At 42.1% G+C, this 15,240-nt stretch carries 10 protein-coding genes and 1 riboswitch; of the genes, 3 read left to right on the top strand and 7 right to left on the bottom strand.

Annotated features, from left to right (window positions below):
• Nucleotides 1-15: 15 nt before the first annotated feature.
• A riboswitch (cyclic di-GMP riboswitch) is annotated at nt 16-91 on the bottom strand.
• A gap of 83 nt (nt 92-174) precedes the next feature.
• The 7 genes from KQI91_RS07900 to KQI91_RS07870 all read right to left on the bottom strand — a co-directional run bounded on the left by KQI91_RS07900 (nt 175) and on the right by KQI91_RS07870 (nt 11,871).
• Nucleotides 175-3,426, bottom strand: a complete 3,252-nt coding sequence (locus tag KQI91_RS07900) for a response regulator (RefSeq protein ID WP_253288448.1) — start codon at nt 3,424-3,426, stop codon at nt 175-177.
• Nucleotides 3,427-3,448: 22 nt separating this feature from the next.
• Nucleotides 3,449-5,200, bottom strand: coding sequence for a hybrid sensor histidine kinase/response regulator (locus tag KQI91_RS07895; protein WP_253288446.1), 1,752 nt, complete (start codon nt 5,198-5,200; stop codon nt 3,449-3,451).
• Nucleotides 5,201-5,927: 727 nt separating this feature from the next.
• Nucleotides 5,928-6,563 (bottom strand): DUF2318 domain-containing protein, encoded by a 636-nt coding sequence (locus KQI91_RS07890; protein WP_253288444.1) that lies wholly within the window; start codon nt 6,561-6,563, stop codon nt 5,928-5,930.
• A gap of 10 nt (nt 6,564-6,573) precedes the next feature.
• The gene (locus KQI91_RS07885; RefSeq protein ID WP_216392302.1) at nt 6,574-8,031 is read right to left on the bottom strand and encodes an urease accessory protein UreH domain-containing protein; all 1,458 of its coding nucleotides are present in this window, start codon (nt 8,029-8,031) and stop codon (nt 6,574-6,576) included.
• Nucleotides 8,032-8,284: 253 nt separating this feature from the next.
• Nucleotides 8,285-9,640, bottom strand: coding sequence for an ATP-binding protein (locus KQI91_RS07880; RefSeq protein WP_216392301.1), 1,356 nt, complete (start codon nt 9,638-9,640; stop codon nt 8,285-8,287).
• Nucleotides 9,641-9,876: 236 nt separating this feature from the next.
• Entirely contained in the window at nt 9,877-10,932 is a 1,056-nt protein-coding gene (rsmH, locus tag KQI91_RS07875) for a 16S rRNA (cytosine(1402)-N(4))-methyltransferase RsmH (RefSeq protein WP_216392300.1), read from the bottom strand.
• 21 nt (nt 10,933-10,953) lie between these two features.
• A complete protein-coding gene (locus KQI91_RS07870) occupies nt 10,954-11,871 on the bottom strand; it encodes an alpha/beta hydrolase (RefSeq protein WP_330654488.1) in 918 nt (305 codons plus the stop codon).
• 637 nt (nt 11,872-12,508) lie between these two features.
• On the opposite strand from KQI91_RS07870, the gene KQI91_RS07865 reads away from it, so the two are divergent.
• The 3 genes from KQI91_RS07865 to KQI91_RS07855 all read left to right on the top strand — a co-directional run bounded on the left by KQI91_RS07865 (nt 12,509) and on the right by KQI91_RS07855 (nt 14,992).
• Nucleotides 12,509-13,075 (top strand): ECF transporter S component, encoded by a 567-nt coding sequence (locus KQI91_RS07865; RefSeq protein ID WP_216392299.1) that lies wholly within the window; start codon nt 12,509-12,511, stop codon nt 13,073-13,075.
• Between the two features lie 160 nt (nt 13,076-13,235).
• Nucleotides 13,236-14,366: a pyridoxal-phosphate-dependent aminotransferase family protein gene (locus KQI91_RS07860; protein WP_216392298.1), complete on the top strand. Its 1,131-nt coding sequence runs from the start codon at nt 13,236-13,238 to the stop codon at nt 14,364-14,366.
• 101 nt (nt 14,367-14,467) lie between these two features.
• On the top strand, nt 14,468-14,992 hold the full coding sequence (locus tag KQI91_RS07855; protein WP_216392297.1) for an ECF transporter S component: 525 nt from the start codon (nt 14,468-14,470) through the stop codon (nt 14,990-14,992).
• Nucleotides 14,993-15,240 lie beyond the last annotated feature (248 nt).

Genomic DNA, 15,240 nt, shown 5'->3' with positions numbered 1-15,240 from the left:
CCCCTTGCTTTTATGTTCTGCAACTGGCTGCCATTTTAAAGGCCCTATAGCTTTGCGTCACAGTCTTTCGACTGCTTTGCCCATAATTTATTCTTAGCTTGCTAATTTTATATGACATCATTCGGAATTGCAAGTATTTTTTCTGATACATACAACGTTTTTTCGTTATCGCTGTTACTTCATAACTTTATTGATCATATTCATCAGATTATCCACACTGACAGGTTTTGCCAGGTGTCCATTCATTCCGGCTTCATATGACTTCTCTCTGTCTTCCTCAAATGCGTTTGCAGTCATTGCGACGATCGGTATAGCTGCTTTTTCCGGATTTTTTAATGCCCGGATTCGCTTTGAAGCTTCATATCCGTTCATAATCGGCATCTGAATATCCATAAGGATCAGGTCATACTGTCCAGAATCTGCCAGTTCTATTTTTTCAACTGCCAGCATACCATTATTCACTGTATCAACTACAAAACCCGCATCTTCCAGAATAGTCTGTGCGATTTCCTGATTCAGCTCGTTGTCCTCTGCCAGAAGGATTTTCTTTCCGCTGTGGACAAATACATTTTCTTTCGGAGCAGATTCTTTTGGAACAGGATTCGACAGCAGATCACGTAGCTGAGACATAAACAACGGTTTTTCACAAAACGCCGTTACACCGGCTTCTCTTGCCTCCGCTTCCACATCAGACCAGTCATATGCAGTCAGTATGATGATCGGTCTGCTGTCTCCGATAACTCTCCTGATGCGTCTCACTGTTTCGATTCCATTCATATCCGGCATCATCCAGTCAATGATATAGGCATAAAATTCATCACCGATCTCCATGGAATGTTTTGCACGGATAACCGCTTCTTTGCCTGAAACCGTCCATTCCGAGCGCATGCCTATTTCTGTCAGCATACTGGAAATACTGAGGCAGGTATCTGTATCATCATCTGCAACCAGTACCTTGAGTCCCTGAAGATGTTCCACCTTCTCATATGATTTTTTCTCGCCACTCAGTTTAAAAGTCAGGCTGACGATAAATTCACTGCCTTTTCCCTCTTCACTTCTGACCGTGATCGTACCACCCATCATATCCACAATATTCTTGGTGATCGCCATACCAAGCCCGGTTCCCTGAATTCCACTTACTGTAGACGTTTCTTCTCTTGAAAAAGATTCAAAGATATGTTTCTGAAATTCTGGTTTCATTCCGATTCCGGTATCCCGGATAATGAACTGATAGCTTCCATATCCTGTCGGCGCAGCTTTCAACTGTTTGACTCTGATCGCAATCGTTCCGCCAATTTTATTAAATTTAATACCATTGCTCAGAATATTCAACAGGATCTGTGTCAGCCTCAGCTTATCTGCAATGATATCTTCATCTCTTACATCTACCGTGTCAATCAGAAAATCAAGCTGCTTGGAAGCAATATTCGGTTGTACGATCGTCCGGATGTCATGAAGAAGATCTGGAAGGTGCAGCGGATTCTCACTGATTTTTACTTTGCCGCTCTCAATCCTGCTCATATCCAGAATATCATTGATCAGTGACAGCAGATGTTCACTTGATGTGGAAATCTTGGAAAGATATTCTTTCACTTTGTCTTTATTATCTATATGTGAAGCTGCCAGAGATGTAAATCCTATGATTGCATTCATCGGTGTGCGGATATCATGAGACATATTATTCAGGAATGTGGTTTTCGCAGAATTCGCGCTTTCTGCCCGCAGCAGAGCCACCTCTAATTCCTGATGACTTTCTTTCAGTTTCTCATTCAGTTCCATAGACCGGCTGGCAGCCTGCTTTGCCTTCGTCTCTGCCGCTCTTGATTTCCGTAATGATCCGATGACGATCAACAGGACGATCAGAAAAACAGAAATAAATATCGCTGCAACTATCAGGATATTTTCCTTTATGAAATCTGCCAGTGTAACTTTTTTCAAAGTATTCTCATACATGGACAATGCACCGGTAAGCATGGATGATGGCATCGTTTTCAGTGTTTTTTCAAGAACTGACATCAGGACTGTATTTTCCTGAGTAACTGCAAACGCCGCATTATCGGGCTGTGTCAGGTAAACACAATGAAATTTACTGTCCTCAATATACTTTGTTAACTGTCCGAAACCTGCCAGCAGACAATCTGCCTTTCCATCTTTCACCGTTTTTTCAGCATCTTTCAGGGTATCGCATTCGACTGTATTCCAGTTCGGATAGTTATAAGAAAGATACCATTTCAATAAGAAATTATCTTTTTCTACTGCCACGGTGTTTTCGGTATTTTCATCAAAATAATCCTTCACAGTAACTGCTGCCACATTGTCTGACCAGACCGTATTTGACAGAATAAACCCATTTTGCTCCGCAGCATACGGTGTCTGACTGAAATGAAAGATCATATCAATGCTGCCATCTTTCAACGCCTGAATCTGTTCTTCCTGCGAATCAAAGCCCGTCAGCTCAAATTCCAGCGTCTGGTTATCCAGGCAGTCTGCTGCAAACTGAATATAATCATTAAGTATCCCTGTTATCTCGCCACTCTGGAAATCCAGACTGCTGACACCGGAATCCTGCTTCAGATATCCAATCCGGATTGCACCATGCTGTGAAAGCCAGTCCTGTTCATCGCTGGAAAGAACGGATGTCGACACTGCGGAAAGATACCTCTGATAAAGCTCATCCGCATAAAAAGGTTTGTCATTCTGCATCTTACGCATCGCGTTATCCAGTTCTTCTTTCAGATCCGGCCGTTTTTTATTGATAACGAAATAGATATCTGAACCGCCGATCGTAAAGATTGCAGACATTCCGATTTCCACCAGTTGCGGTGTCTCAGCAGAAACAACGCAGTCAATCTCATGATTTTGAAGTTTATTTACGGCATCCTCCAATCCAATGATCGGTACATGCTCTAATTTCAGCTCATGTTCATCTTCCCACTCATAGAACTGTGTCGCATGGATACTTCCATCCAACAGTCCCACTCTCTTACCATTTAATGATTTCAGGTCAGAAGCAGAAATATCCGTATTTGCAAGATCCGCATACAGATAATATCGTTCTTCTCCCATTGGCAGTTCTGAAAACAGCATACTTTCGGCACGTTCTTCTGTGTAGGAAACACCGCTCATCAGATCGAGCTCTCCGTTTTTCATCATTTCCAGAAGTTCAGACCATCCGGCATTTACATATTCATAAGTCCATCCTGTATAAGCCGCCACTGACTGCTGATATTCATAACCATACCCGCTTCGTTCACCATTCCTGCCACTGATATTATAAGAATCCTCATACCATCCTACCTGGACAGTTTCTGTTTCTGCTGCTACCGGTATCGGTATCAGCGCACAAACTAATACAAGACCTGCAACAAAACAGAGATACCTGTATAATTTCATCCCGATTCTGTTCTTTCTTTTTTTTGCTTCCATATTGTTCAGATATCCCCTCTGTCTATACATATTTTTCCAGAACTTTGATCAATACATTCATATCGATCGGTTTTGCCACATGATCGTTCATTCCGATATCAAGAGCTTTCTTTTTGTCCTCGGCAAAAGCATTTGCCGTCATTGCAATGATCGGAATGCCCGCCTTCGCTGGATCATTCAGCTTCCTGATTTTTTCTGTTGCCCTGTAACCATCCAGAACAGGCATCTGAATATCCATAAGGATCAGTGAATAATAGCCGGCGGCTTCTTTTTCTATCTTCTCCACACATTCCACTCCGTTCGTTACACGGTCGACAATCATTTTTTCCTCCGAAAGCAATTCCATCGCAATTTCTGCATTCAGGTCATTATCTTCTGCCAGAAGCAGTCTCTTTCCAGGCAGTTTCCTTTTTTCCGTATATATATCTGCCCTCTTTGGCTGCGTATCTTCGTAGCATGCAATCCTGCATGGTATACAGACTTTAAATGTAGAGCCTTCTCCCAGTTTGCTCGTTACTTCAATGCTTCCATCCATAAGTTCAACAAGATTCTTCACGATTCCCATTCCAAGTCCAGTGCCTTCAATGCCACTGATCGTTGAAGTTCGCTCTCTTGCAAAAGACTCATAAATATGCTGCTGAAATTCTTCAGACATTCCGATTCCATTATCTGTTACCAGAAGCTCCTGATTTACCCAGCCTTCTTTCGAATTCTCCGTCTGTCGAATCGTGCACTGTATCTGCCCGCCTTCGCCTGTATATTTGCTTGCATTGCTGAGCAGGTTCAAAATAATTTCTGTAACACGAGTTGTATCCAGATAAATATACGGATGTAAAATTTCTTTCTGAACAATCAGTGTCTGATGTTTTCGGTCGATCTCTGACTGTACCATAAGCAGACAGTCTTCAAGAACTTCCCCTGCTTTAAACGCACTTTCTTCAATGATCACTTTTCCATTTTCTATTCGTGATAATTCAAGCACGTTATCCAGAATAGCCAGCATTTTCTGCCCACAGATCCTGATTTTCGCATGATAGTCTTTTATCTTTTCAGAATCGTTCAGATTTCTGTCCGCAAGTTCTGTATAACCAAGGATCGCATTCATCGGTGTTCGAATATCATGACTCATATTAAACAAAAATGCAGATTTTGCTTTATTCGCAGCTTCCGATGCTTCTGCTGCCCTCTGCAGAAGTTCCTGCCTCTCAACTTCCTTTTCATTAAATCTGTGTAATGCAAAATAAGTCACGATTCCCAGCAAAAACAGAATTGCAACCGCAACGTATGCTGCCGCCACAGTTGTCACTCTGTTTTTTTCAACAACCACATATGTATCTTCCATATCAATTTCCATACAGAGAGCACCTATAATGTCATCACTTCCATCAGATGCTATTACGGGATAACAGGCTGTAAAAATATGGCCCCATGTGGTATCCAGAATGTTCTGTGAAAAAGTGGTCTTTCCCTTTAATGCATCCTCAATATATGGAACGACCTCCTCTTCAACATAGGTCCCCGGATAAGCAAAATCATCTGCATCTAAATCCAGTCCGTCAATCAGATAGATAATCCTGCCATCATCCCCTCGCTTTGCTGTATAAAGGTAACGGGTAGAATTCAATGACCGGATTTCATTCAGGCTCTGCTGCAGTTCTCTGTAACGCTCTGTCTGCATGTCTTCTGATTTTGTGATATTTTCAAAGTCATCTCTTGTGAATTTGTTTGATACCAGTTTGTGGATTGCATCTGAACAGGTTTTATTTCTGTCCATAGCTGCTTCCATTGCGCTTTTTCTGTAATTGCTCTGCAGAATAAAAGTATAGATTGAAATGAACAATATCCCAACTAACAGAAAAAATGCGATACTGAACTTTAGATGATGTCTTTTTTCCATGTTGCCGCCTTTCTTATCTTATTAATTCAGCCAGAAGAAAAAATAGTTCTCTAAGCTCCATTGTGGCCGTGCCACCTTCCGGTGTGTATTTCAGGGCATTGCTCGGAATATTCAGAAGGATCTCCCTCAATTTTGAACAGACTGTGATATTCCTGACTCAAAGCTTCCGAAACCGTCATTTCCTCATGAAGTGCCGTATTGACCGTACAAGTTTTTCATATAGGATAGCAAATGCCTGGATCGTATTGTCTCTCAGATCAATATAATACATTGATGAAAATGCATTACTGATGGCACTTATAACTTTGGCTTGTATCTCTTTCATACTCCTGACCTCTAAATGTATTTTCCTCAAATACATTTTAAAAATAATTTTTGATTATAAAAAAAGAAACAGTCTGACGTATATGTCTGAACTGCTTCTTTCCCAGATAGCTGTACTATTGTTTTCCTGCAACTTCCATACTTCTCACATATATTTCATTCATCTATACGATTGTTTCATTCTATCATAAAAAATGCATTTTGTCGATGAATATACCATTTCTCCACAAAAATGTACAGAAAAAGTATGGTTTAATTCAGAGCACAGCCACTTACATATCTATTTTCTTTTCCAGTTTGCAAAAATATCTGAGGATTCTTTCAGGAAATCATAGGAAATCTGTATTTCATCCTCTGTTACTGTTTTGTCATCATCCAGGATCGGATATGGATTGCATCCTCCTGCTGTTTCTCCGACCTGATCCATCGTAAAGGAATTACCACAGTTCTGGCAGACCAGCTTGTCGCCTTCCTGCTTGTAATAGCCATTGCCGGAATCATAGCAGATCTGGCAGGTATTGAACGCGGTGCGGATGATTCCTTCTGCATCTTTTACCGCGATTACTTCCATCTCTGTTCCGTCCACTTCGATTGGATAAAACGCTGCATCTTCGGATAAGTCATCTGTTTTTATGACCAGACTGTCGCCTTTTTCTATTTTGGTTGTTTCTTTTTTATCTTCTTTATCGTCGGTTGCTTTTGATGCTTTTTTCTCTGTTTTGTTATCATCTGTGGTTTTTGTTTCTATTTTCTCTGCCTTATCTCCAGTTGTTTTTGCTGTTGATTTTTCTGATTTTTTATCTTCCATATTTTTTGTATCAGAAGTTGCTGCCATTACGTTTTTGATATTTCCATATGCTGTCGCTGTTGTCATTAACATAACTGCCATTGCTGTTGTTATCATAAATTTTTTCATTGTTTCTTCCTCAACTTTCTACATAAATCTTTCCTGTGATCATTCCCATCCAGCAGGTGTAGGTGTAAGTTCCTGCTTTTTCCGGTGTGAATTCGATTACATTTTCACCCTCATCAAAAGCATATTCTATTCCCAGATCCTGCTGGATGATTTTATAATTACATCCGTTGACACTTCCCTCCGGAGCCTCGATCGTCCACTTTACAGGCTCGCCTGCTTTGACCGTGATTTCCGGATAGCTCCTGCCAGGCTGCAAAGTACTGGTGATGTACTGTGTCTCTTCTGTATTTGCTGATGTGTCTGCTGATGCTGTAGTTGTATCTGTTGCTTTTCCTATATCCGCAGTCCCTTTACTTATAGTCTCATTTTCTGTTGTGGAACCTGAACTGTTTCCATCTACTTCTACCTTTGAATCTGCGTTTGTGTTTTCTGCCATAAGTGTTCCTGTAACTTTACTGTTCAGACCTGATAATGTACCGCCCTGCACCATCATAGAGAGTCCCATGACCACTACCAGGATTGCACCGGCTTTCAGGACCTGCCTTGTGAATCGTTTTCCCAGCATGGATACTGCGGAACCGAATCCAAGCATCAACGGAACAGTTCCCAGGCTGAAACAGAGCATGGACAATGCTCCTGTCAGCGGATTTCCAGATGCCAGGGCAACGACTTGCATGGATTGCAGCGGGCCACATGGCATAAAGCCGTTGCAGAATCCGACAAAAAATGGAGTTCTTGGCTTTCTGCCTGATTTTTGTTTTGTGTTTTTATTGAAGTTTGGAATGTGTATCGTCATCCTTCTAAGTCCTGGAAAAATCCCAAGCATATTTACGCCCATGACTACCATGATAATCCCTGCGAATAATTTAAGGATTCCCTGGAAAAGTGTGGATGTCTGTAAACTACCGCCGATTCCTGCCAAAGCTCCGACTGCTCCAAGCACACCGCCGATCGCTGTATAGGAAACCACACGTCCGATGTTATATTCCAGCGTATTGCGGAACATGGCCTTTGAGATTTCTGTCGACGTATCTTTCTGTAATGTCTGGGACAAGTTGATTCCGCCACACATGGCAATACAATGAACGGAAGTGATCAGTCCGATTGCAAACAACATCCCATACCCCATCTCGCTGTCCGCCAGAGAATTCGGCACAAGCCGGTTCAGAATCCCGCATCTCTGCAGTAGGAAAAACAGTACCGCAATGATCGCGATTTCCCGCACAGCCCTCAGTATGACTTTCTTTTTGGAAGTGCTCTGCGTGGATGCCTCGTAGCCTAAGTCACCTATCATTGTTACAATCTGCTCCAGAGAAATCTTCGACGGATCATAGGAAAATTCTGCCGTGCCGGTTTCATAGCTGACCGAAACTCCTGTAATTTCATCACGATCGTTCAACACAGATGCTATTTTTGTCTGGCAGTTGATACAGGTCATTCCACTGACATATAGTTTCTCATGTTTCATGATTTGTTTCCTTTCTGCAAAAGTATTACTGCCATCTTCATTTACAATGACGCCTCAATCTGAATAAACTACTCCATAGCAGCAAAACAAAAGACTGTTACAATAAATTTTAGTTCTACTGTAACAGTCTCATTTAACATACTTTTATGATAGGTTGATTGTAATAATTATTCTCTTCGCTGTCAATGCTTTCGAAAAGCATTTCACAGAATCTTCATTTTTTATGGATTTCTAATAGATCCGCTACTGTTTTTCACTGCAAAATTCCAAGATCCAATGAATAAATATAATCCTCTTTTGTTTCTTTTTTCAACATCCCCGCCATATATACCGGCATGTAAACTATTTTATTCTTTTCATGAATATTTTCGTTGCAAAAAACAATAGCCTGTTCTATGTGATATCGCGGCGTTGACATGACATTATCCAATGCATTGTGCCTTGTATAGCTTTTTCCTGATTTTACTTCTATAGGAAGCACATTTCCCTTGTATTCAATTACAAAATCCAGTTCTCCCTGTTTCTTGCTGTTGAAGTAATACAGTTCAAAACCCTGCATCTTCAATTCCTGTGCAATCGCATTTTCATATATCGAACCAAAATTGATATCTTTTTCTTTATTCAAGATCTTTATCTGCAAACCATCTGCATACATCGCCGCAAGCAAACCGACATCAGATAAAAAGAGTTTAAACAGGTTTGTCGCTTTTGACAAAAGCAACGGTACTTCTGGCTCCTGAACACAATATACCGGCAAAGCAACTCCTGCTTCTTTTAGCCATATGAAGCTATGTTCATATCTGGAAAATCGAAAATTCTCATTCAGATTTTTTAATATAAATCTTTTATTCTTGCTATTCAACTCACTTGGAATAAGATTAAAAATCTCTTCCAGATATAATTTATTCTGAGGATCATATTTGGCAATATCTTTTTTGTATAATTGCAGAATTCCCTTTTGAAGCCGGAATACTTCCTGCAGATTTTTGGTTCGCAAATATCCTTCGACCACTGCCGGCATCCCGCCTACGATCAAATATAAATGAAACAAGTCTAAGAGTTTCTCATGAACAATCTGATCGATCGCCTTTTTTTCGTTCCAGCACATCTCCAACATATCAAATATTCTCTGAGACACTTTATTTGCACGACAGAATTCAAAGAAATTCAATGGATACATTTCCATCATCGTCATATAACCTACAGGTACTGACCGTATATCTTTTAATTCTACTCCCAGAAGAAAGCCACTTAATATATACCGATATTTTCCGTCCTCCACAAGAAATTTTACTGCTGTCACAATTTCCTTACATTCCTGTACTTCGTCAAAGAAAATAAGAGTTTTTCCCGGAACTAACGGCACATCGGTAAATGCAGATATACGCAGCAAGATATCTTCGCTGCTTCTGGCATTCTCAAACAGCTTGATAGCATCTGGTCTCTCTATGAAGTTAATTTCAATCACATATTCAAAATGTTTCTTTGCACATTTTCTGATAATAAATGTTTTTCCTACCTGTCTTGCTCCGGTAATCAGAAGTGCTTCTTTCCTGTTGGACATAAAGAAACTGTCTATATCCTCTTCAATCGCACGATATAACTCCATAAGTCTCCATCCTCCTGACAGCTTTTTCTTTAGTATGTCACATTTTTTTATTTATACAATATACATTTTCCGCTTTTCCAATAGTTTTTGGTTTGTTTTTGTACGCTTTTCCAACATTTTTTATTACATTTTTGTACGCTTTTCTAAATTTTTATAATCATTTCTTCAGAAATCAGCAAAACAGCCATGAAAACACTCATAAAAAAATGTTTTCACAGCTGTTTATAATAGAAAAACTATTCTGCTTTTATCGCCCAGCGCATCTTTGTGGAGCGGGCGCGGCCGTTCTGGGCGCATTCCTGGGCGGATGGACGGATGACATCTTTGGCATAATCGGAATAGATTCCTGCTTTGTATCCGGCTTTGAGGGCTTTTTTGACCAGTTTGTCCTCGCCGGAGTGGAAAGTCAGGATTGCCACGCGTCCGCCTGGTTTGAGGGCATCCGGAAGTTTTTCCATAAATTCATAGAGAACTTCGAACTCACGGTTCACATCGATTCGCAGTGCCTGGAAAACTCGCTGGCAGGTCTTACGGATGGTATCTTTCTTTTCTTTTTCCGGAAGGAAGTCCAAGGTTTTCTCTATGATCTCGCGTAATTTCGTGGTAGTATCCACACGGTTTCCCTTGCGAATCTCATCGGTGATGGCTTTGGCGATCTCTTCGCAGTACGGCTCGTCGGAATTCTCATACAACATTCCTGCAAGCTCATCGCGGCTGATCTTGTCCAGTCGCTCGGCTGCGCTGATTCCCTTTTCCTGATTCAGGCGAAGATCCAGCGGCCCGTCTGCACGGAAAGAAAAGCCTCGCTTCGGGTTGTCGATCTGCATGGAAGATACCCCAAGGTCAGCAAGAATGAAGTCAAAACCTCCTGCTTCCTTCGCGATCTCATCAATCGTACAAAAATTCTGAAGTTTCACTGTCAGGATATCCTCACCAAATCCCTGATCTGCAAGACGTTTGCGGGTTTTTGCTGATTCTTCCGGATCTACATCCGTCGCGTACATATGTCCCTCACCATGAAGGCATTCCATCATCGCTTTGGTGTGACCGCCATATCCAAGTGTCGCATCAAATCCGGTCTCACCTGGCTGGATCTTGAGGAAATCAAGAATTTCATTTACCATGATGGAAATGTGCATTCCCGCAGGCGTGTTCCCTTTGCTGATGACATGCTCGATCGTGTCTTTGTATTTCTCCGGATTCAGTTCTTTATATTTCTCCTCAAATTTGCGTGGATATTTCCCCTTGTATCGTACTCTTCGTTTGTGTGGTGTCTGTGTTTCCTGTTCCATATCATTCTCCCTGTCTCTGTATTATAAAAATTTTTTCTTTATAAATTCTTCTACTATATCTAATGCTGTCTCACTCATAAAGCCGCCCCATCCATGTCCGGCGTTCTTAAGCTTGACAAATTCCACTTCCTTATCCATCCGTTTCAAAGCCTCATATAAAATGCAGGACTGATTAAACGGGACCAGCGGGTCGCTGCCTCCATGCATAATAAGAATTGGCGGTGTCTTACGATTACGGCGCAGATGTATCACGGGATTTGCCGGGTAAGCATCCTCTGGATGATCGTGAAGTGCTTTTCCACCGATCAATACTCCTGACGGACTGTCTGCGGAATCATGATCGATCGCGGACGGATACTGCGACGCCGCCATAAGATCGGTAGGTCCGAACCAGTCTATGATACAGTCTACCTCTGTCGTTGTCTGCGGATATTTTTCCGGAAGATATTCCGCATCTCCGGTAATTCCCGCCATCAGAGCAGTATGTGCTCCGCTGGAATCGCCCCAGAGCACCACTTTACCCGCATCAATCCCATAATGAGCTCCATTCATCCGCAGGAAACGAATGGCTGCTTTGGTGTCTATTACCTGGGCCGGAAACGGTGCGAGTTCGCTTTCTCTGTGCTCCACGATCGCCACGGCATATCCTCTTTCGCACATCCGCACCAGTGTCGGAAGGCTCTGGAACAGTTTCTGCTTATGCCAGGAAGATCCCTGCACATATACGATCAGCGGCCATTTCAGATCCTGTCCGTAGACCAGCGGTGTCATGATCTGAAGGTGCAGTTTCTTTCCGCTGTGCTCTGCATATTCCACATCCGGATAAAGTTCTGTACAGTATCCGAAGGTGTCCTTTACTTCGATTTCTTTCACTCCCTCCGGAAGCTCCTCACTTTCCGGAAATCGCATTTTTTCCATCGGGGACAGTATTTTTTTCACGATTTTCCTCCCGTCTATCTATACTACTACTGCTTCATTTTTCTATTTTAAATCGATTTTTAAAGCTTTTTTATATTCTTTCTGCCAATCCTGATTTTAACATCCGCACTATTAAATAGCAAGCACAGCATAAAACTGCAAATGCCTTAGATGAAAGTAAGCACAAATTAGGCCAACAAATTTTCAGTCCAAAAATGACCAGTAAAAAAGTAAGTCTCTGGCAGGTCCACAAATCTGCGGACTATGAATGACTCTAAGAGCACTAACTTCAAACAAAGCCCACAAATTCCTAATCATACAGATGGTCTCAGCAGAACTAAATGCTCAGGGAGTCAATAAATCTGTTGAAACCGGATGGCCTCAGTCAAAACAAGTACTGAACAGGTCAAAAATCCCTCTGAAAATAGATGACTTAAACAACCACAAGTCCTAATATGGTCATCCATGCCGAAATCCCGTCTCAAACTGTCCCTTTATTTTTTCTTTAAATTGCCTCTTTATTCATGTACAGTTCTGTTGTAAAGTATATCCAATCAAAAACATAGTTAAAAGGAAGGTTAAGTAAGTTTCCGTTACTGAGAGAAAATGTACAGTAACAAATCAAGTACTCTTGCCTTCCGGGAAAGGAACAATTATTATGGCAAACACAAATGTACAGACAGCAGCAAACGACAGAGAATTTACTTCTTCTGTTCAGTTTCTTACTGTGACAGCAATCTTTGTAGCACTTACTTACATCTTTACAGCATTCATCAACGTTCGTCTTCCGATCGCAGCAAACGGAGGACTCATCCATCTCGGCAATGTTCCGCTGTTTATCGGCGCAATCATCTTTGGTAAAAAGACCGGTGCGATCGCAGGCGGTGTTGGAATGGGTCTGTTTGACCTGCTTTCCGGATGGACTTTATGGGCTCCATTTACTTTCGTAATCGTTGGTCTGATGGGATTCACTGTAGGAAAACTTACTGAAGACGAAAAACACCAGAACTTCAAATGGTATGTGATTGCAATCGCAGCAGCCTGTGTGATCAAAGTCGTAGGATACTACATCGCAGAAGTTGTTATTTACGGAAACCCGTTCTCACCTGTTACTTCCATTCCCGGAAACCTGGTACAGATCGGTGTTGCAGCAGTCATCACACTTATCGTAATCGCACCGCTGAATGTTGCAGCCAAAAGAGTCGGTTTACGAAAATTTAAGTAATATCCCGCGAGATGTTCTGACATGTATATGTCAAAATCCCGAGACACACAAGTCAAAATGTCAGCGCCAAAGGTGATATGGAATGCATTTTGGCTTGTAACTGTGAAGGCACTGAACAGTTACACCAGCTTAAAGAAATAATAAAAAAGGACTTGATCTTATGTATAAAATTATGACACCGGGCCCGACGCAGGTTGCCGAAAACGTGCGTCTCGCCCGCAGCAGAGAATGTACAAACCCTGACCTCGATGAGAGCTTCGTAGAATTTTACAAAGAAACCTGTGAAGAGATCAGCCGCCTTCTCCACACCGACAATGAAACTCTCATTCTCGGCGGAGAGGGAATCCTCGGTCTGGAGGCCGCCTGTGCTTCCATGACAGAACCTGGCGACCGTGTCCTCGTACTGGATAACGGTATCTACGGCAAAGGATTTGCTGATTTTGTTTCCATGTACGGAGGATGTCCGGAACTCTATTCCAGAGATTACCGTGAAACTCTCGATGTGCAGGAACTTGAAAGCTTCCTCAAAGAACATCACGATTACAAATATGCAACCGTTGTTCACGGCGACACACCAAGCGGCATGCTGAACGATATTTCCGCAATCTGTCCGTTACTCAAGAAATACGGCATCATGACGGTTGTCGATTCCGTATCTGCATCCTTCGGTGAGCCGATGCGCATCTCCGACTGGCAGATTGACATCATGTGCGGTGGTTCCCAGAAAGTTGTCTCCGCACCTCCAGGACTTACTTTTGTAGTCATCAGTGACGATGCAAAGAAAGCCATGACAGAACGCAAGACACCAATTGCATCTTTCTACGCAAACCTGACTACTTTTGCACATTATTATGAAGAAAAATGGTTCCCGTACACCATGCCGATCAGTGATATCTACGGACTTCGCGCAGCGATCGACAATATCGCCGCCGACCCGGATATCCTCTCACGACATGAAAAGATTGCCGAGGCTTCCCGCAAGGCGATTACCGAAGCAGGACTGAACCTTTATCTTAAGAGCGGATTTTCCAGCACAGTGACCGTATTTGAAGTACCGGAAGGAACTACTGCAGCCGCCATCCTCGATGGTGTCAAAAAGGATTACAATATCATGCTTGCAGGTTCTTTTGATGTACTTGCAGGCAAAGTCATCCGCATTGGGCATATGGGAAACAATGCTGATTTTTACAATGTTCGTGAAGTTTTTGCTGCATTGGACGGAACTCTTGCCAAACTCGGCGTTCCGCTTAAAGCAAGCATGGAAAAAATCTTCTGCGACAGCATGAAATAAAGAGCATCCGAAACACGGATATCGATAGAAGCAATATGAAAGAAAAATTTTGTTTTATAGATTGTTCTGTAAAGAACTGAAAGAAAAGAGGCACTTTTACTATGAATAACAACCTGAAAAAATTAATCCTCGCTGCTTTATTTGCAGCACTTTCCTGTGTAGCAACCATGTCCATCCGTATCCCAACTCCGGGAACCGGCGGATACATCCATCCGGGTGATGCTATCGTCATCCTTTCCGGTGTGATTCTCGGACCTGTATGGGGATTTCTTGCAGGCGGTATCGGTTCAGCTCTGTCTGATCTGATTGGTGGATATTTTGTTTATGTACCGATCACTTTCGTGATCAAAGGACTTGTTGCACTGGCAGCCGGACTTCTGTATCAGAAAGTCGGCAAGACTCAGAAGAGCCGTTACGTTGCAGTTGTTCTCGGCGGTGTTGCAGACATCATCCTTGTTGCAGGTGGATATTTCGTATGTGAATACTTCATCTACGGTGCAGGTGCTGCTGCCAGCATCCCGGCAAACATCATCCAGGGCATCGGCGGACTTGTTATTTCCTGCATCCTCTATCCGATCCTGATCTCCATCCCGAATGTACGTCAGATGACCGCAGCGACAAGATAAAAATGCAGATTTTAGCATCGAAAAATCTTCACCATGTAAAAGCCGATGCCGGTAAATCAATATAACAGCTGGGTTATGCATAGAAATTAGATCATATATATAAATCGATGCTAATTACTTGATTCAACAGGTTATGCCCGTATAATGGTGTAAATTGAATATTAAAAATAAATAGAGCCAAATGCTCTCCCTTTAGGTATAATAAGTTCACCACAAACAAAATTACCAAGGAGGATTCACAAATGGCT

It is taken from the genome of Blautia sp. MSJ-19 (assembly GCF_018918125.1).
In the GTDB taxonomy this organism is placed as follows: Bacteria; Bacillota; Clostridia; order Lachnospirales; family Lachnospiraceae; genus Blautia_A.
The sequence above is the reverse complement of the archived record's forward strand: the minus strand, read 5'-3'. Positions and strand labels throughout refer to the sequence as shown.